General features: G+C 40.9%; 14 protein-coding genes. 1 reads left to right on the top strand and 13 read right to left on the bottom strand.

Going from position 1 to position 18,941, the window contains the following annotated elements; genetic code table 11:
• Window positions 1–2 precede the first annotated feature (2 nt).
• From AC07U8_RS19480 to AC07U8_RS19450, 7 genes are all read right to left on the bottom strand, one after another.
• Entirely contained in the window at window positions 3–278 is a 276-nt protein-coding gene (locus AC07U8_RS19480; protein WP_004725452.1) for a monovalent cation/H+ antiporter subunit F, read from the bottom strand.
• Window positions 275–796, bottom strand: a complete 522-nt coding sequence (locus AC07U8_RS19475; RefSeq protein WP_494738452.1) for a Na+/H+ antiporter subunit E — start codon at window positions 794–796, stop codon at window positions 275–277. Before AC07U8_RS19475 ends, AC07U8_RS19480 begins: the two co-directional genes overlap by 4 nt.
• Entirely contained in the window at window positions 797–2,599 is a 1,803-nt protein-coding gene (locus AC07U8_RS19470) for a monovalent cation/H+ antiporter subunit D (RefSeq protein ID WP_494738451.1), read from the bottom strand.
• A complete protein-coding gene (locus tag AC07U8_RS19465; protein ID WP_004725457.1) occupies window positions 2,599–2,964 on the bottom strand; it encodes a Na+/H+ antiporter subunit C in 366 nt (121 codons plus the stop codon). The genes AC07U8_RS19470 and AC07U8_RS19465 overlap by 1 nt, the downstream gene beginning before the upstream one ends.
• Before the next feature lie 3 nt (window positions 2,965–2,967).
• Window positions 2,968–5,805 carry a monovalent cation/H+ antiporter subunit A gene (locus AC07U8_RS19460; RefSeq protein ID WP_034615026.1) on the bottom strand — a complete coding sequence of 946 codons (2,838 nt, stop codon included), beginning with the start codon at window positions 5,803–5,805 and terminating at the stop codon, window positions 2,968–2,970.
• A gap of 450 nt (window positions 5,806–6,255) precedes the next feature.
• Window positions 6,256–7,629: an ATP-binding protein gene (locus AC07U8_RS19455; RefSeq protein WP_494738450.1), complete on the bottom strand. Its 1,374-nt coding sequence runs from the start codon at window positions 7,627–7,629 to the stop codon at window positions 6,256–6,258.
• Window positions 7,630–7,721: 92 nt separating this feature from the next.
• Window positions 7,722–9,215 (bottom strand): UvrD-helicase domain-containing protein, encoded by a 1,494-nt coding sequence (locus AC07U8_RS19450; protein WP_494738449.1) that lies wholly within the window; start codon window positions 9,213–9,215, stop codon window positions 7,722–7,724.
• Window positions 9,216–9,477: 262 nt separating this feature from the next.
• Here AC07U8_RS19450 and AC07U8_RS19445 point away from each other — a divergent pair, with 262 nt between their 5' ends.
• The gene (locus AC07U8_RS19445) at window positions 9,478–11,472 is read left to right on the top strand and encodes a PhoX family protein (protein ID WP_494738448.1); all 1,995 of its coding nucleotides are present in this window, start codon (window positions 9,478–9,480) and stop codon (window positions 11,470–11,472) included.
• A gap of 57 nt (window positions 11,473–11,529) precedes the next feature.
• Here the strand turns inward: AC07U8_RS19445 and hisIE are convergent, their stop codons facing one another.
• The 6 genes from hisIE to ubiE all read right to left on the bottom strand — a co-directional run bounded on the left by hisIE (window position 11,530) and on the right by ubiE (window position 18,836).
• Window positions 11,530–12,315 (bottom strand): bifunctional phosphoribosyl-AMP cyclohydrolase/phosphoribosyl-ATP diphosphatase HisIE, encoded by a 786-nt coding sequence (gene hisIE, locus AC07U8_RS19440; RefSeq protein WP_004816700.1) that lies wholly within the window; start codon window positions 12,313–12,315, stop codon window positions 11,530–11,532.
• A 166-nt stretch (window positions 12,316–12,481) separates the two neighbouring features.
• Window positions 12,482–13,771: an FAD-dependent oxidoreductase gene (locus tag AC07U8_RS19435; RefSeq protein WP_494738447.1), complete on the bottom strand. Its 1,290-nt coding sequence runs from the start codon at window positions 13,769–13,771 to the stop codon at window positions 12,482–12,484.
• Window positions 13,772–14,351: 580 nt separating this feature from the next.
• Entirely contained in the window at window positions 14,352–15,434 is a 1,083-nt protein-coding gene (locus tag AC07U8_RS19430) for a patatin-like phospholipase domain-containing protein (RefSeq protein ID WP_494738446.1), read from the bottom strand.
• 130 nt (window positions 15,435–15,564) lie between these two features.
• Window positions 15,565–17,184, bottom strand: a complete 1,620-nt coding sequence (locus AC07U8_RS19425; RefSeq protein ID WP_151801326.1) for an ABC1 kinase family protein — start codon at window positions 17,182–17,184, stop codon at window positions 15,565–15,567.
• A gap of 3 nt (window positions 17,185–17,187) precedes the next feature.
• On the bottom strand, window positions 17,188–17,859 hold the full coding sequence (locus tag AC07U8_RS19420; RefSeq protein ID WP_151801327.1) for a ubiquinone biosynthesis accessory factor UbiJ: 672 nt from the start codon (window positions 17,857–17,859) through the stop codon (window positions 17,188–17,190).
• 32 nt (window positions 17,860–17,891) lie between these two features.
• Window positions 17,892–18,836 carry a bifunctional demethylmenaquinone methyltransferase/2-methoxy-6-polyprenyl-1,4-benzoquinol methylase UbiE gene (gene ubiE, locus AC07U8_RS19415; protein WP_494738445.1) on the bottom strand — a complete coding sequence of 315 codons (945 nt, stop codon included), beginning with the start codon at window positions 18,834–18,836 and terminating at the stop codon, window positions 17,892–17,894.
• Between the last annotated feature and the right edge of the window lie 105 nt (window positions 18,837–18,941).

Genomic DNA, 18,941 nt, shown 5'->3' with positions numbered 1-18,941 from the left:
CCTTAATCAACCACATGACCCGTTGTAAAATAACGAGCCAGTGCAGCAGTTGAAACAAAGCCCAGCATTGCAACCAATAATGCGCCTTCAAACATTGAGGTACTTGCCCAATAAATGCCAAGAATGACAACTAAGCAGGTTGCATTTAAAAACAAGGTATCCAGTGCCAATAATCGATCTACGATAGAAGGGCCCATCACCAAACGAATCAAACATAACAACATAGAGATGGTCACAGCGAGCAGGCAAATGCCAAGTGCATAAGGTAAAATACTCATGAACGTGCTCCTCGTTGCAGGTCAAAGATTTCGATTAACGGAACTTCATAGCGGGCTTTAATCGCTTGAATTTCTGCGTCTACATCATCACAACTTAGTGCATGAACCAAAATATCACCACGTTCTTGATCAATCCCAGCACTGACTGTACCTGGTGTGGTGGTAATGATCATCGCCAATAACGTATTGACATGTTCATGGTCGGTTTCCAAAGGAACTCGAAACCATTTCGGGGTGAGATTTTTGGTTGGGCCTAAGACTTGTTTAGCAACTTTGATATTGCTGATGACGATGTCCCATAGCACCACAAAAAATAATTGAATGGCGCCTTTCCAATGAATATTGGGCGTATGAATGATAAAGGGTTGAATCAGTTTAGGGATGAGTAATCCCAAACTGATTGCCACAACAAAATCAAAGCTTTCAGCACTATGGTTCAACATGAGCCAACTCATTGCCACAATCACCGACACAAAAGGATGCGGGAAAATACGAGCGAATAATGATTTATTTTGCATTTATTGCTCCATAGGCTTGAGTTGAGCATTTTCAACATGTTGTTGCTGTTCTTGCCCCTGAATTTGGCGTTGCTTAAATTCAGAGATATGTTCGCCTTTTAGAGTTTCTGGGCTAATGATATAGGGAATATAGTGTGCATTTGGATCAACCATTTCACCATTGTATTTTGTTTCAGGTACATAGTGCGGATCGAAAGGTTGTACACTGATGGTTTCACCATGCCCATCCAATTTTAAAATACTTTGTTGATAAAGTGAGGCATCAGAAACTTGTAGCGCTGTTTTTTCAACATAATTTAAAATTGGAGCAGCACAAACGACATAGACAATCAGTCCTGCCAGTAGCAGGTAAACACTTTTGTCATTGCGTGCAGGAGCTTGCTCGGGTAAGGCTTGATAGGCTGTATAAGCGTCTTCTTTCGGATTGTCCTCAGGTGCCGTCGCTCGCCAAAACAGGATAAATCCAACCCGTGTAAATGCCAGAATACTTAAAAAACTCACAATCAAGATAATCGCAATAATCCAGCCTTGTGCGGTCATGTTTGCAGTTGCCTGTAAGATTAAGACTTTGCCTAAAAAACCACTAAATGGCGGCAAACCTGCCATCATCAAAGCGATAAGGAAGAACGTCATGGCAATGACTTTGTCTTGCTTCATCTTTGGTGCGACTTTGAGATGATCTTTCATTGCACCACGCTGTGAAGTAATCCAACCACAGAGCAAATAGAACGAAGCGGCAATGATGGTACTGTGAACGAGGTAATACAATCCAGCAGCCCATGCTGGTGTGTTAAACATGGCAATGGCAACTAAAATCGTTCCGACTGAGGATAACACCATAAAGCCAACGAAGCGGCGTAAGCGTTCAGCTGCGAGTGCACCGATCACACCATATAATGATGTGATTAAACCAATTGGCAATAAGTAGTTGCTAAAGATCGTTTGTCCAAGCTGATCATTAAAGACAGTACCATTGACCCGTAAAATTGCATACACACCGACTTTGGTCATGATGGTGAAAATAGCAGCAACAGGTGTCGCGGCAACAGCATAGGTTTTTGGCAACCAGAAACCCACAGGTAACATGGCTGCTTTGATACCAAATACAACAAATAGAAGCAAACCACCTGCTATAGCAAGTCGATGTTGATCGTTTTCCAAGGTCGGTAATAAACGGCCGACATCGGCCATATTCAAACTGCCCACACTGCCATAAATCATACCTAAACCGATGAGGAATAGGGCAGAAGCCAGTAAGTTGATGGTGACGTAGTGAATGCCTAATTGGAAACGGGCTTTGCCTTGACCATGTAACAGCAAGACATAAGACGCCATCAGTAATATTTCAAAGAATACAAACAGGTTAAATAAGTCACCTGTTAAGAATGCACCAGTCAGACCCATTAAAAGAAGATGGAACATGGCATGAAAATAACGCCCACGTTCATCCCATTCTTTGCTGGCAAACCACAATACAGGCGCGGCAAGTGTATAGGTGAGAACCAGCATTAATGCGGATAAACGATCCAGTACCAAGACAATCCCAAATGGTGCAGACCATTCAGCAAGTTGATAAACAAAGATTTTCCCTGTATTGGCTTGAATCAAGTAAGCAATCGCAGTGGCGAGTCCAAGCATAACCGAGATTAAGCTAATGCCACGGCGCCAAGGTTGTCGCCAATCATGTTTTAAAGCGCCTGAACCAGGATTGCCTAATAAAATCAGCATAAAGCCTGTAAATGCAGGAATTAAAATACTCAGGATTGGAGAATGAGCATACCAAAAATCTAAAAAGCTGGTCATTATGGCTCATCCTCACGTGGGTCAAAATTACTCGGTTCCTCTTTGGTGTCTACATGGTCTGTCCCAGACTCATAACGACTGCGTAATGCCAATTGAACGATAAAAGCAGTCGTTGCAAAGCCAATGACAATTGCGGTTAGCACTAAAGCTTGAGGCAAAGGGTCAGTGACTTTGCTGGCTTGGGTTAAAATCGCAGGTGAACTGATTTGTATTCTTCCCATCGAAAACAGGAAGATATTGACTGCATAGCCAATCATGGCTAATCCAAGAACGACTGGAAAGGTACGTGCACGAAGAATCAGATAAATTCCTGAGGCAACCAATAATCCAATCGCAGATGCAATTAAAAATTCTAAACTGATCATGCATTACTCCTTGGGTACTGGACCAGACATGCTTGAATGTCTAGAGTCGCCTAAAACAGAAATGAGTAACATTGCTGCACCAACAACCGTGACATATACGCCAAGGTCAAATCCGGCAGCAGAGGCCAGATGGAATTTGCCAAACAGCCCTGATTCCACATAAACATGTGCGCTGGTGAGAAATGGACGTGCCCAGAACCATGAAGCCAGACCTGAAAGCCCAGCAATGATCAGCCCTAAACCAATCCAGATTTCGTATAAACGACCAGATTGAGCACGCAGCATTTTTTCAGCCTGATCTTGTCCAATCGCGATATATTGAATCACCAATGCCATAGAAGTAATTAAGCCTGCAATAAAGCCACCACCTGGATAATTATGTCCTCGTAGGAAAATATACAGACTTACCACAAGTGCGATCGGCAGTACCCATGAAGCTGTCATACGGAACATCAGCGGCGATGGATTGAAACGATAGCTCAGACCTTGAGTGATCGTGGTACCATGTGCACGCATCCCATCCATCATGCACAGCGCACCAATGGCTGCAATGCCCAATACGGCAATTTCACCAAAGGTATCGAAACCACGGAAATCAACCAGAATGACATTGACAATGTTTGAGCCACCGCCTAACGGAATTGACTGCTGAACAAAGAACCATGAAATCGAATTATGATCACGTGTCATGATTAACCAAGTAATCCAACCAATACCAATACCGCCACCAATTGCAATGACTGCATCACGCCAACGACGGGTTTGGCTGGACTCATAAGGGGTTAATTGAGGAAGCAGTGATAAACTCATCAACAATAGAACTGTTGTGACAACATCCACAGTAATTTGTGTCAGTGCTAAGTCTGGCGCAGAGAGCGTGATGAAAATCATTGTCACGACCAAACCAATTGCACCACTAATCAGAACCGCTTTGATACGTTCATGGTGGAACCACAGCATCATCCAGCAGGCGGAGAACAATAACAGCCATAACACGATTGCAGTAAAGGGTGCATGTGTGAGTTCACGTGTTCCTGTGGTTAAATTTTGGTTGATCAATGGTGTGGCAACCACAGCAATACTTAAGGCCAAAATCCACAATAAATAATTTTGTAATGAGCCAGTTTCAGTTTTTTTCTTAATTTTGCGTGAAATCAGCAGGAGATTTTTAAGGAAATCTTCAAATAATAATTTGCCTTGGAAACGACCTAAGTGTGGATCAAGATCAATTTCACGAATTCGCCCGCCTTTGGCCAATGCGAAATAAAAAATCACACCACCAATTAAGGCAATTGCACTCATCAGTAACGGTAAATTAAAACCATGCCAGATGGCTAAATGAACCCCTTCAAAACTGGCAATTTGTGTTGATGCGCGTGTTCCAGCATTGACAATGTTTTCAACCAGCAGTGCAGGAATGATCCCCACTAAAATACATAAAGTTGCCAATATGATTGCTGGAATTCGCATACCGATTGGCGGCTCATGGGCATTTTTATTGGGAACATCACGCCCCACATCACCATCAAAAAATACACCATGTACCAGACGAACTGAGTAAGCGACCGCAAATAAACCTGCCAATGTCGCAACAATTGCTGCCAACACAACATAGCCACCAGATAAGTTTGCCAATAGCTCAGTAAAAAACATTTCTTTTGAGATAAAGCCATTGGTCAAAGGTACACCCGCCATACTTGCAGCGGTAATCATGGTTAATGTTGCTGTAAATGGAAGAAGTTGCCAAAGCCCACTTAACTTTCTTAAATCCCGTGTACCAGATTCATGGTCAATGATCCCAGCCAGCATAAATAATGCCGCTTTAAAGGTTGCATGATTGATAATATGGAAAACTGCAGCAGCCACGGCTAAAGGTGAGCCTATACCCAAAAGGCACATGATCAAGCCTAAATGACTGATGGTTGAATAAGCCAGTAAGCCTTTTAAATCTTCTTTAAAGATGGCAAAAAATGCCGCCATACATAAGGTCAGCAGACCAATTGTGGTGACAAGATTATGGAACAATGCCGAGCCAACAAAGATTGGCAGTAAGCGTGCAACCAGAAAAATCCCTGCTTTTACCATAGTTGCTGAATGCAGATAGGCGGAGACAGGGGTTGGTGCTGCCATGGCATTGGGTAGCCAGAAATGGAAGGGGAATTGCGCACTTTTGGTAAACGCACCCAATAAAATCAACAATAAAGCGGGAACAAATAAACCACTATTTTGAATTGTACTCGCCATCATGGTGAGTTGGTCAATTTGATAGGTTCCTGCGATTTGACCAATCAGAATAAAGCCACCCAGCATGGCTAAGCCACCCATACCAGTGATGGTGAGCGCCATCCGTGCACCACGTTGCGCGGCGTCGTAGTTACTCCAATAGCCTACTAACAAGAATGATGAAATACTGGTTAGTTCCCAAAAAACCAATAAAATAATTAAGTTATTCGACAAGGAAATACCCAACATTGCGGCCATAAACAGCATCAACAATGCATAGAGCTTACTCAGAGAATTTTTCGGGTTTAGATAATAATAGGCATAGATATAAATCAGTGTGCCGATCCCCGTGATCAGCAATGAAAAAATTAAACTTAAAGCATCTAATCGGAAACTAAAATCAATACCAATTTGAGGTAGCCATTGCCACTGCTCTAAAACGGCTTGTCCACTTAATACTGTTTTCGCTTGAGTCAGTAGCAGGATAAAACTGCTTAAACTGACCCCGATTGCCCCTAAGGCTGTTACCCCGCGAGAGAATTGCTTCAGCCACAGAACAACGATAGTGCCAAGTATTAATGGTAAAAGAATAATAATCGGAAGCACACGCGTATCCATTGTCGTGAATAGGTCGTGAAACCTATGTGAATCTTATCTTTCAAGGATTTGAGGAATGCAAGGAACAGTCCAATAACTTAAATCTTGAAAGCCGAATTAAATTAGTAATTAAAAAATGAGTTGTGTTGCGCAACTTGAGAAAGCGATTAGAAAATCAATTTGCATTGAAAAATCTAATTTAAATTGATTTTTTCATCTTATTACATGAGTAGAATAACATCAATTTATTTTGTCATTTTTTACGCAAACATTTGTAATTATACGCTTCATGTGACTTTTTGCTGTTTGAAAATCATGCTGTAACAATCAATCTATGCTGTTTGGGATTTTATAGAACAATGAATGTGAACGTGAATATATTCATGATTTGAGAATGAAACATAAAAGACAGTGATACACGATTAATGATCATTCACTGTCTGCTATTGACGGGTGTAGGCTGAGGTATTTCTATAATAAGAACTTATGTGACGCTTGGTCATCACCAGACTGCATTAAACGTTTTAATTCAGTCTTTTGTTCTTCACTGAGGTGTTTAAACTGCTCAAAAAGCTGTTGAACATTTACTGGCAGATTGGGTTCGGGTTCAAGCAAATCCTGTTCAGCGCTTTTGGGAACTTCTTTGAGCAAGTTTGCATAAATATCTTGGTATTCTTGCCATACTTTATTGTTCTGGATTTCATAAAGCTTTTTATTGTCCAGTTTAAAACATTGATATTCATCGGCTTGCTCAAGCAGCTCTTCATGACTGGCTGTAGCAATGATCTGTAAACGAGGAAAGGCCTGATTTAAACGATCGAGAATTAACTGTAGGCCAAATTGGTCTAAATCAACATCAATTTGATCAATCAGTAAGATGCCTTCACCTTCTTCACAAGGATAAAGACTTAAAGGATTGAGTATGCACATACGACGCACTAAATCACCGACTAAGGCCAGCCAATTTTTAACCGTATTCGACAGTTGTGAGTAAGTTAGGCTTTGATTTTTATAAGTGACCATCAGTTGTAATTTGGGCTGATACTCTAAATAGAGATCTGTGACTTCAGGAAGGACAATATTCAAGCTTTGCTTTAAGGCTTTTAAGCTGGGTGCATGTAATTGAGCACGGGCTTGAAATAAAATACTTTGAAAATCCTCATCACTTTGATTTGAAGATTCTTTTTGCGCTAAAACACTTTGAAAAAGTTGCGCGATTTGTGCATTTTCAATATCACTGATTTCGCGAAACCATTCGAAAAATCGTGCAAAGGTGGTATATGGAATTGGTACTAACTCATAGGCATTGTGCGCTTGTAAAATAATGGGATTATTTTTATTGAGAATATTCACTTCATTTACAAATCGTTCAGCAGGGTAGTAGGCAATTAAAGGTAAGCCTTGAACAGGATCTTTTTTGAGCACTAGATTATAACGTTCTACCAATTGTTCGAGTTGTACTAAGTCAACTTTGCTCAGACCAACACCAGAACTATTTAAGGTTTTATATAATTGCCAATGACAAGTTTGCGGATATTGTTCTGCTGTTGCAGTGCTTTCTGCGAGTTGACCAAACTCTATTGGGAATTTGATTTTAACATCTATTTTGGATTGCACTCGATCTAACATGATGTCTTGGTCGAGCATCACCACACCAGGGGTGCGTAAATCTTTTAGACGTGCAGGAAACCAAGTCAAAGCTTGGTAAATATTTTTAATAATTGCTGTTTTTCCACTGGCTTGTTCGCCAACAATTAAACTGATTGGTTTGTTTTTATAATTAAAGTCTATTTTTAAATCAGCAAAATGGTATGTGTGGCGAAAATGAATTGCTGCTAGTTTCATAGGATACCTGAACATTGACGGACAGCATAAAAAGCTGTTGATATTTTCACCTTGCGATTTTTTCGCTAATACAGATGAACTGCTCAAAACCCTTATGCTGTTGCTTTATTTTTAAATGGCTCTTTTACTTTCAATTGTTGCACGAGATCATAGATGTGATGAATATTTAAGCTAACCTTCGCCCGTGTACAGGCAACATATAACAGTCTTAATTCTTCATCGCTGATTTTATGTTCTAAACCGTTTATTTTAAATTGGTAATCATCTTCGATATGTACACGATTCCATTCTAGCCCTTTGGCCTTATGTGCAGTTGAAATCACATAATCAGCTTGCTCTATTGGGGTTATTTTAGCAAGTGCTTTTTTGAGAGGTTCCGTACCGTGATCGTCAACCAATTTGACTAAGGGTTTGATATCACTGCCATCGTTGGTTTCACAGTATTCATGTACATCATGCCAAGAGTTAAACCAAGCCAGTTCAGGTACATCAACAACACGTTTACCTTGTTTAAGTAAACTTGCAGCATCAACAAAACGGTTGAGTTTTGCATGATCGGCTTGTAGTCCAACTTTATCGCCTTGCACGAGACCAGAAAGAAGCAACTCCATTGCACGTGCATTGGTGCGACATAAAATCGCATCACGCATTTTAGTATGTGGTTTATTGACCACACTCGATTTCATTTCAGGATTGCCCAATAAAGGCACAGTTTCATCCAATGCACCGAGCAAATGATTGGCCACATCTGCAATCGCATCACCAAAACGGAATGAAGTGGTTAAACGAGATTCAGGGAGTGGCATTTGTTGCATGGCATTGACCGCACCACGCCATGCGTAAATTTGTTGATGTGCATCACCGACATAAATCACTTGGGTATTACGCTGACGCAATAAAATACCAAGCATTAATGGATCAGCATCTTGTGCTTCATCAAAGAGCACATAATCTGCTGGAATAAATGGATCTGATAATGCCCAGAGTTTTAAATAAATATCATGACCTATGCCTGCTTGATGATTGGTATCAATCGATTCTAACCAACGTCTTTCTACAGCTGGGTAAAGGTGTTTTTGTAAAGACTCGATATCATCTGCATGCAGCCAACTTGGTGCTTGGATATGACGTGGTGCTGGATATTGTGAGCTGGTCGAGCAGAAATAGCTTACAGCATTGGCAACTAAACTCGCCAAACGACTGGGCATTAGCACATATTTTTCATAACGCCCGCCCATTAAACGTCTAAGCGTAATCGGTTCGAGACGATACTCTTTGGCAATAAAACTGGGACTTAAACGTGGTAGACGTAATTTATCGGTGACTCCACGCGACACACTACGAAACGCCAAAGAGTGGAAGGTTCGGCAATCTACATTTTGATGAAATTTATTCTGTGCTTCAGTGGCAATTGCCTTATTAAAGGCCAAATACATCCCACGGCGCTCCGTCATCGCATCACTGATTAACTGCAAAGTCGTGGTTTTACCTGTGCCAGCATAGGCAATCACTTTAAATGATTGTCCTTTTTTCGCTTCTGCGATTGCAAAGCTTTGCTCAGATGTGGGTGTAAAAGAATAAGGCACAGTATTTATAAAATCTTATTAGCTTGAAAATTCAATATGGGACAGAGTATAGCAAAAATTGCTCAGCACTAGGGTGAAATCTAACAAGATGTTATTTAAACGACTGTGCTAAGAATCTGCTGGGCCGTATCCTGATCATTTTTATCATAATATGAGGTATTGGGGCTTTTGTCTTTAAAATGACTTAAAAGTGAAACTAGATTGTCATAACTGCTTTCTAAACTGAGCACGGGAAAATTCTAAAACATATTCGGATAAAGTTATGACAAATTCAGCCAGCCGACACACACGCCGTGAAGTGCTTACTTGGTTAGCCAGCATTCCATTTCTTCCACTTGGGGCAATGGCAACTTCAGCCACACTTGCAGGTTGTAATGATGATGATAAAAATACTGCAGTTAAACCACCGATCAATCCAGCTAAATTAAAATCTGCAACATTTACACCAATGGATGCACCAACATTGGCAAATGCAGCAGCAATGGCAACAACAACAGTTGCTTCTGGTTTAGCTGTAACTTGGGATGACAATACCAAGACTGACTACAAACTTGCTTATAAAACCTTCTTCCAAACAGGTGATATGGTGAATGATGGAAAAGGTGGGAAGATCTTGGCTGGTGGTTATTATGATATTAATAATAAGCCAATCATGGATAACTCTACAGGTTCGCCACGTCAGTTCTTTTCAGATTGCCCAGATGGTACCTCATTATTGACAGTGAAAGATGCCAAGGTTGATGGTGTAAAAGGAAATCCTGTATTTGCTGTGGTGCAATTTGAATATACCACACGTGATTTGGCGGGTAATGACATGTATGGCAAGTTGCCATCGCCAATTGGGGTGATTTCACTGGATCAAGATCCTAAAACAGGTCATTTGTCTTTTGTGAAATATCACAATGTTGATATGTCAAAAGCGCATGGTTTGTGGATTACTTGTGGTGCAAGTCTGTCGCCGTGGGGCACACACCTTTCAAGTGAAGAGTATGAGCCAGATGCATTTGGTCAAGGCTTAGGTACAGATATGACCACCATGAAGGCTTATAGTAAAAATGTCTATGGTGATGAAACTTCAGCAAAGCCTTATAATTATGGTCACTTACCTGAAGTCACTGTAAATAAAGATGGTACAGGCACAGTGAAAAAACACTATTGCTTGGGTCGTATCTCACATGAGTTGATTCAAGTGATGCCTGATAATCGTACTGCGTTAATGGGTGATGATTATACCAATGGTGGCTTGTTTATGTTTGTTGCGGATAAAGAGAAAGATTTATCTGCTGGAACATTATATGTGGCGAAGTATTTAAATGAGTTGAATGAAACCTCAACTGCACAAATTCAATGGATTAACTTGGGTCATGCAACCAGTCAAGAAATTGAAGATTTGGTGAATGTTCAAAATATTCAACCAAGTCAAATCATGGAAAGCTTAGATAAAGATCCACAAGATGCAAGCTATACCAAGATCATTCTGCAAAAGAAAACAGTGTGGGTGAAAGTTAAACCAGGTATGGAAAAAGCAGCTGCATTCTTGGAAACGCATCGCTACGCAGCGTTGATGGGCGGTAGTATGGCGTTTACCAAAATGGAAGGCACAACAGTCAATGCTAAAGACAAAGTTGCTTATTCAGCCCTTGCCAATATTCAAGATTCAATGATTAAAGGTAATGCTGCTTGGTTAGAGTCACATAATGTAGGATTTGCGAAAAAGATTTCTGCTGGTGGTATTGTTGCACATGATCTAGCAGGTTCTAAGAGCGATAAATCTGGTAAAGCTATTCAAAGTGACTGGGTGCCATACCAATCACACATGCTTTTAATTGGAAAAGATATTGATGCTTCTGCTGATCCGTTAAATATCGGCAATACTTCTGATCCAAATACGATTGCAAGTGCAGATAACTTAAAGTTCTCTGAAACATTCCGTACCTTATTCATTGGTGAAGACAGTGGTAACCATGTGAATAACTACTTATGGGCGTATAACGTAGACACCAAGAAATTAGATCGTATTCTTTCTTGCCCAGCAGGTGCTGAATCAACAGGTTTACATGCAGTCGATTCAATCAATGGTTGGACTTATATTATGAGTAACTTCCAGCATCCAGGGGATTGGGGTTCTTTACATAGTAAGGTTCAAGCAACTTTAGATCCTTTGATTCGTGCGAATTATAAAGACCGTTTTGCAGCTGCAGTGGGCTATTTAACAGCAGACCCAATTGCACCTTCGGTTGAGAAAAAATCTTCTTAATTTCGATTTTGAATAAAAAAGCAGCGATATTTCGCTGCTTTTTTTATAAATCCCAAATTAATGATCTCGATTGGCTTTTTCAACTAAGCCAGAAAGCCCTTGACGGCGTGCAAGCTCGTTAAGTACCAATTGCACATCCAACTCAAAATAACCAAGCATCACAATGGTATGGAACCATAAATCTGCAACTTCATAGATCAGATCATTTTTATGATCTTCACACGCTTCAGATTTAAAATCTTTTGCGGCAATGATGGTTTCAATACTTTCTTCACCAATTTTCTCTAAGATTTTATTTAAACCTTTGTGGTAAAGCTTTGCCACATAAGAAGAATCTGGATCAGCTGCTTTACGTTCAGCCATCATTTTGCCTAAATAACCCAAGACTTCGACTTGTTCAGCCTGCGCATTGGAGCTATTCATGGCAATAGTATGTGGATTCGATGAAGGTTTTTCACCGTATATTGCATTTGGATCTTTTAATTGTGCATCGACAATTTCCCAACCCGTTGCAGTGAGCTTGCGATAGAAGCAAGACTCTCGACCTGTATGGCAGGCGATTCCACCATGCTGTTCAATTTGTAAAACGATAACATCTGCATCACAGTCTAAACGGATTTCATAAACAGTTTGAAAATGGCCAGACTCTTCGCCTTTAAACCATAATTTATTTCGTGAACGAGAAAAGTAAACGCCCTGCATTTTTTCAGCAGTCAGTTGTAATGCTTCACGGTTCATCCATGCCACCATCAAAATACGACCAGTTTGATGATGTTGTGCAATAGCAGGAATAAGTCCTTGTTCGTTAAATTTTACTTCATCGAGCCATTGCAGATTGTTCATAGGATTTCACCAAGTTATAAAAAGAAAGGGCGCTACGTTGACATGGTAGCGGTTGTATAGTGTACGTTATTTCCAGCATTTTAGGAAAATATTGATTATGGATTGAGTCGAGATTAAAACGCTTGTTCACACTTTAAAATTACAGAATGGGTAACTTGAGTGCACATTATTTTTCCCTTGCCAAAGACGATCGAGCAATATCCTCATACTTCATTTGGGTAAACATACCTGATTTTAATCCCGACACAGTGATTGCCATTTCTTTACGAAAATAAGGGATACGGTACATCCAAGAGAAGCTTAGATCTCGTAAACCGCCTGCCCACCAAAGATCAGACTGGTAAAGGGGCGTGAGTAAACGGCTTAAAAATTGATAAAATGCGGATGAGCTTTTGCGATGTTGATGATAGCACTGCCATAGCTTTGCATAATCGATCGTTTGATTGTTTCGGGCAGCTTGAACTGCTTGTCCCAAAGCCCATGCATCTAAAAGCGCCATATTTGCACCTTGTCCAAGTTGTGGACTCATTGCATGTGCAGCGTCTCCAATGATACCGATGCGACCTTGCCCAAATTTAGACAGCACTACATCGCGATAATGGGCAGAAAGCCATTGTTGTTTTTCTTCAGGATTGGCGATTACTTGCTCTAACCATTCAGCTGCGGGCTTCCAGCGTTTGGATAGCGTTTTTAACCACTCAGCACGGGCTTGTTGATGAGGCAAAAAATTTCCAAGCTGATCGGTTGGAAGACTCCAGAAAATGCTGGAAAGTCGTTGCTTGGGCTGAGTGGGAATTGCGCCTGTAGGTAGGATTCCCATCATGATCTTAGAGCGATCATAAAATTGGTGCAAAATTTGAGTATCAAGCTGCAAACATTCAGGCACAATGGTCCATTTAGCACCCCAAGGGTAGGCTTGATCGATTTTAACCCATTCGATTGGTCTTAACTGGCTTCGCGCACCATTGGCAACAATAACGCTATCAAAGACTTCATCAAAAGACTCACCATTGACCTGACCGAAAACTCGGATTTCATCTGCTGATTCTTTAAGTTTTTCAATATCGGCATTCATGTGCCAAGTGATCAGTTCAGGAAATTCATGGCATTTATTTTGCAAAACATGACATAAGCTTGCTCGATGGATACCTAAACCATAAAAATCGGGATGGGCTTGGGCATAATGACTATCTACCAGTTTAAAGCCATTGGCGAGTTGTCCCTCTAAGCCTGTGACCATTGCACCAAGTTTAACCGCATCATCAAGCACACCTAAGTGCTCAAAAACTGCAAGTCCAGACGGTTGAAGCAATAAGCCAGCACCGACAGGTTCAAGCTCAGATACTTTCTCAAAAATAGTAACCTGAATATTTTGTTGTGCGAGTAAAATTGCTGCAGCAAGCCCTGCTGTTCCTGCACCGACGATGGCAAATTTTGGCGTTTTAGTTTGATTCATTATTAGAGTAAGTGCTTTGAATGATTTAAATTTAACAAAAAGCAGGGAATTAACAAGCAGAAATTTGAATCAAGCTCTTTTTTACTAGGGTCTGTTGACAATTCGTCTACGTTTGCGACGACGTGTGTTTTTTAGGCAATACTAGGCGCGAAATACGAAATTTAGTCATTCTAAATAAGTAGTTCGTAACGACGTAGTGGCAAAAAACACGCTAGTCCCGAAGGGTTGTGGCTAAAATTATCTCAGTACGTTATGAAACTCGGAAATAGTCCCGCTATTCTCTTCGTTTCCTGCTTTACGACGTATACGTCTCATGCTCAATTTTAACCTACAACGCAAACCATTTATGAAATGTCAACAGACCCTAATGGATCTTAGCCAAAAATCAGCGCCTATAGACGAGGCCAGATACGGATTAAATTCAATGCAAAATACATGATTTAAAGCTTGAGCCATGACTGGCATGGCTCATGTCTCAGGCTGATATCTCAAGTCATCGAGAATGCAGGTGTGATGTATTTAAGCTATTGAAAATCATATTTATTCACCGCTAGATGAGGTGGTCAATGGGGTGTAATAATTATAAATCTAGCATCACTTCAGCAAAATTTTGTTTCTCCAGCATTTCTAAAAATTCATCACCTAGCCGCTGACTTTCTGCCACAGACTGCTTCCACAACTGTTTTCGCTTCTGATCATCCAGACCTTTCATCACAAAATCTTTACGATCCGGTAACCGTCCTAAAGGCAAAGATTTTAGATAGTCTTGAGAAGGCGAGATCAGTAAAGTCCGTGCTTGGTTTGCAGGATTGGCTGTGCGAGATTTAAACATTTTGTCAAACCAGCCTTGGATGATACTGTCGGCAAAATGTGGATATAAAACAATCCCTTTACTTTCAAAAGGCAAATCGATGTGATAGTCGATCAAACCACCATCTCGATACGCGCCTTGTGGCGCATTGGCAATATTTTTTACCGCAGGTGTAACTGCCGGAATCGAACCTGAGGCCATCAGCCAATCCGCAACATTGTGCTGATTAAAATTTAAATAATGGGTTTTAAAAGCGTCATCCTGAATTTTAAATTGTGGGAACTGAGCAGGCTGACAGATGACTCGTTGCATAAATTTATTCAGATGGTTTCTTGAAATTGCATTACTGCCGATAATACCGAGTAAGGAGCTATACAGTGCAAACTTTTGATCACTTTGAAATAAATGTTCTGCTTTGGCTGCGATAATCGTAAGGTGATATTCGGGATGTTCGACCAATTTTTGGCTGTGTTGGTCTAAAATGCTGTACAGCATCTCGCGAGATATTTTCTCAATCTCTGCAATGGTCATCTTTTTATGAAAGGGCAAGTTGATATATAACTCTGCCAAACGCTCAGGACCAAGTAGTTCACCTTGCGCTAAAATTCCAGCAAAGCGCCATGCACCAACAGATGAACCAATTAAAAAACGTCGTTGTTTGGCACGCTGTAGAAAATCACCGAAAATCGCTTGATCCAAGCCCATTAAACCAATGCCTTTGGGGCCGCCAGCTGCGCCGGGAATCATATCGACTTGATGTGCAGATAAGCCTTCTTGTTGTATGTGTTGTTTGGCGAGTGAGCCTGCACGTAAGGTGATTGCTGCAGGGCGTTTTTGTAGAATTTGGGTCATGATTTCACTCACTCAAACGAATATTTTTCATTTTAGAGTGCGTGATAGATTGAACAATGGCGAGAGCTGTCACTCGGTGACTTAGCAGTCATAGACAAAAAAGCCTATTCATTGAATAGGCTGAATCATGTTACTTGGCAATCCGCCAAACTGCTAAAACAGTGGCTAAGACAATCAAGACAATTGAAATATACCACGGTGCAATGATCGCAATAGAAAGCAAAATCGCCATGATACTGCCGAAAATCCAGCTACGTTTTTGTTGTTGTTCCACTTCTAAACGCATCATTTGCAACTCATGCAGTTGTTTAGCATGCCATGCAGATTGATTTTTTAAACCATTTAAGCTATCAACCATCAAGGTTGGGAAATCCTGTGCGCCTAAAAGTAAGTCAGGAATTTTCTGTCCTAACTCTTTTAAGTTTTTCTGAGGATTCATTTGTGCTTTTACCCATTCGCTGAGAATCGGTTTTGCCAGTTTCCAAATGTCGAGTTCAGGATATAAATCGGTGCCTAGACCTTCCACATGTACCAGTGTTTTGAGTAATAACATCAATTGTGGTGGAATTTCTAAATGGAAACGACGCGCAATGTCCATGACTTGAATTAAGATACCCGCAAAGTCCAATTCATGCATCGGTTTGGACACCATTGGTCCAACAGTGCGACGCATTTCACGGGATAGCGCATCTTGATCAGTGCCCGGTGGAATCCAGCCTGCCTGATGCACAATTTGAATCAGTTGTAAGAAGTCGCTGTTCATGACCGCAAGCAACATACGTGCAACGGTCATCTGATCTTGTTTAGATAGCTCACCCATAATTGCACAGTCAAGGGCAATATAACGAGGGTGGCTTGGATTCAAGGTCTCAACAAATACGTTGCCAGGATGCATGTCGGCATGGAAGAAATTGTCACGAAATACTTGCGTAAAGAAAATCGTTAAACCCTTTTCAGCAAGATCTTTACGATCCATCCCAAGCTTTTCAAAGGTTTCAATATCCGAAATGGGAACGCCTGTGATCCGCTCAGCAACCATGACATCTTTGCTGTCCATATAGACTTCAGGCACATACATCATGCTTGAACCTGTGAAGTAATGGCGCATACGACGGGTATTGTCTGCTTCTAACGTAAGATCCAGTTCATTTAAGATCACTTGACGGTAGTTCTGGATGATTTCAGACAAATGCACTGCACGAGCTGCTTCAAGCCGTTTTTCTAAGCTTGCTCCAAGCCATTGCAGAATTTCAAAATCCTGTAGAATCTGACTGCGAATATCTGGACGAGTGACTTTAACCACCACTTCACGACCATCATGTAGTGCAGCAGTATGGACTTGTGCAATAGATGCAGCAGCCAAAGGTTGCTCATCAAAACGGGCAAAAATTGTAGAAATATTGGCTTTCAGTGATTGCTCAATACGCTCTTTTGCAATATTGACCTCGAAGGGTTTAACCCGATCTTGTAATAAAACCAATTGCTGTAAAATTTCAGGTGGAATTAAATCACGACGCGTGGAAAGTAATTGCCCCAGCTTAATTGCCAAAGGCCCCATTTCCTCTAATGCTTCTTTAAGCTTGAGCGGGTTTTTACGTTCTTTACTTGACCATGCCGCAGGGTGTAAGCGAATTAAAGCTAAAGCATGCCGAGCTTTTTCAGGTAATTCTTCCGCAGGGACCAGTGTGTCGAGTCTATAGTGCGCGGCGATGCGCCAAAGTTCGAATAAACGGGCAATATGCGGAATCATATATTAAATTACCTGATCTTGATTTTGAGTAAAGTGAGATTGAAGTTGCTGAATTTTTGCTTCAAGTCGGTCAATATTTTGGTTCAGTTGGCGGGTATCTTGTTGCAGATCATCCATTTGCCAACGCGGAGCCAATACACCCGTGTCTTCTTTTAAAAAGTCTTCTACAAAAAATAAATGACTTTGCAGTGAGCGTTTGAGATGTTTTGGCGCCAGTTGGATTTTGCCAATTTCATGTGCGAGTGCAGGACCAATCCACGGGCTAAGCTGGGCTGCCAAATCAGGCTCAAGCTGTTGGATAATATTTTGAATATCCTGTAACAGGTGATAATCACCTTGTAGCGGAATATTGCCAATATCATCTGCAACAAATAATTTAGCCAATTCAACAACATTCTTTACATGTAGTGTTGCTGTGGCTTCTACAATCGCAACATTTTTGTCAAAAGGACGTTGTTCAAAAATTGAAGGCGTTTCGCTTTTACCAGTCACAGTCGGTTCAAGACGGATTTTATTTTGATCAAAGTAAACATCAACAGAAAGCTGAGGCGTATCCATCACGACACGCAACAGTTTGCCTTGTAACTGATTAAATTGGATGCGGGTAATTGCATCCAAGTTAATACACTGATTGATTAATCGTTCAACTGCACCGAGTGCCAGAATTGACCACATAATTCAACCTTGCTGGTTATATCTTGGGGAAATTACAGTTTAAAGCCACGGTGTACCGCCACAATACCACCGGTTAAATTGTGGTAATCGCAGTTTTGGAAACCGGCATTTTCCATCATACCTTTTAAGGTACGTTGGTCTGGATGCATACGAATAGATTCAGCCAAATACTTATAACTTTCCGCATCATTGGCAACAATTTTACCCATAAATGGTAAAGCGGTGAATGAATAGAAATCATATAGCTTTGAAAATGGTTCAAATACTGGTTTTGAGAATTCGAGCACCAATAAACGACCACCTGGCTTTAATACACGATACATTGCTTGAAGTGCTGCATCCTTATCGGTCACATTACGTAGACCAAAACTGATAGTGAGCAAGTCAAAACTATTGTCTGCAAATGGCTCTAAGGTTTCAGCATTGGCCAATACAAAATCAACATTGGTACAGCCAGCATCAATCAAACGATCACGACCAACATTCAACATTGACTCGTTAATATCGGATAAAACCACATGACCTGTCGGGCCAACTTCACGGCTGAAAACTTTGGCTAAGTCACCTGTACCGCCTGCAATATCAAGCACGTGCTGACCACGACGTACACCTGACATATTAATCGCAAAGCGTTTCCAGAGGCGGTGGATACCGAATGACATTAAATCATTCATAATGTCGTATTTGCTTGCTACAGAATGGAAGACTTCAGCGACTTTTTGCGCTTTTTCTTCACTATTAACAGTTTTGTAGCCGAAATGCGTGGTTGCACCGACATTACCAGTATTGGCACCACGTGGGAGGTTGTATTTTGGTACAGTCCCAGAAACTGGCGTATCTACCAGTTGTTGCTGCAAGGACTGTTGTTGACCTTGTGGAGTACCTTGCGGTAATGGTTCTGTTAGAAATGGACTCACTTTGTCTGTATTCGTTGCCGTTTCAGCAGGGGCTGTAGGCTTTTGGTTTTCATTCGACATTTGAGTCACTCCTGAACACAAAAATGGGAAATTTTATATTGCTCTGCATAATGACAGATTCTGCATAATTTTGCAGTCCTCATCATGAAATTGTTATGAATAATA

The organism is Acinetobacter sp. GW821-FHT01E09 (assembly GCF_059422385.1).
The sequence above is the reverse complement of the archived record's forward strand: the minus strand, read 5'-3'. Positions and strand labels throughout refer to the sequence as shown.

Excerpts from the sequence above, each read along its gene's own strand:
- ubiE (WP_494738445.1), bottom strand. The coding sequence starts at position 18,836 with ATGTCGAATGAAAACCAAAAGCCTACAGCCCCTGCTGAAACGGCAACG.
- AC07U8_RS19475 (WP_494738452.1), bottom strand. The coding sequence starts at position 796 with ATGCAAAATAAATCATTATTCGCTCGTATTTTCCCGCATCCTTTTGTG.
- AC07U8_RS19460 (WP_034615026.1), bottom strand. The coding sequence starts at position 5,805 with ATGGATACGCGTGTGCTTCCGATTATTATTCTTTTACCATTAATACTT.
- AC07U8_RS19465 (WP_004725457.1), bottom strand. The coding sequence starts at position 2,964 with ATGATCAGTTTAGAATTTTTAATTGCATCTGCGATTGGATTATTGGTT.
- hisIE (WP_004816700.1), bottom strand. The coding sequence starts at position 12,315 with ATGAACAATCTGCAATGGCTCGATGAAGTAAAATTTAACGAACAAGGA.
- AC07U8_RS19445 (WP_494738448.1), top strand. The coding sequence starts at position 9,478 with ATGACAAATTCAGCCAGCCGACACACACGCCGTGAAGTGCTTACTTGG.
- AC07U8_RS19430 (WP_494738446.1), bottom strand. The coding sequence starts at position 15,434 with ATGACCCAAATTCTACAAAAACGCCCTGCAGCAATCACCTTACGTGCA.
- AC07U8_RS19470 (WP_494738451.1), bottom strand. The coding sequence starts at position 2,599 with ATGACCAGCTTTTTAGATTTTTGGTATGCTCATTCTCCAATCCTGAGT.
- AC07U8_RS19480 (WP_004725452.1), bottom strand. The coding sequence starts at position 278 with ATGAGTATTTTACCTTATGCACTTGGCATTTGCCTGCTCGCTGTGACC.
- AC07U8_RS19455 (WP_494738450.1), bottom strand. The coding sequence starts at position 7,629 with ATGAAACTAGCAGCAATTCATTTTCGCCACACATACCATTTTGCTGAT.
- AC07U8_RS19420 (WP_151801327.1), bottom strand. The coding sequence starts at position 17,859 with ATGTGGTCAATTCTGGCACTCGGTGCAGTTGAACGATTAATCAATCAG.
- AC07U8_RS19435 (WP_494738447.1), bottom strand. The coding sequence starts at position 13,771 with ATGAATCAAACTAAAACGCCAAAATTTGCCATCGTCGGTGCAGGAACA.
- AC07U8_RS19425 (WP_151801326.1), bottom strand. The coding sequence starts at position 17,184 with ATGATTCCGCATATTGCCCGTTTATTCGAACTTTGGCGCATCGCCGCG.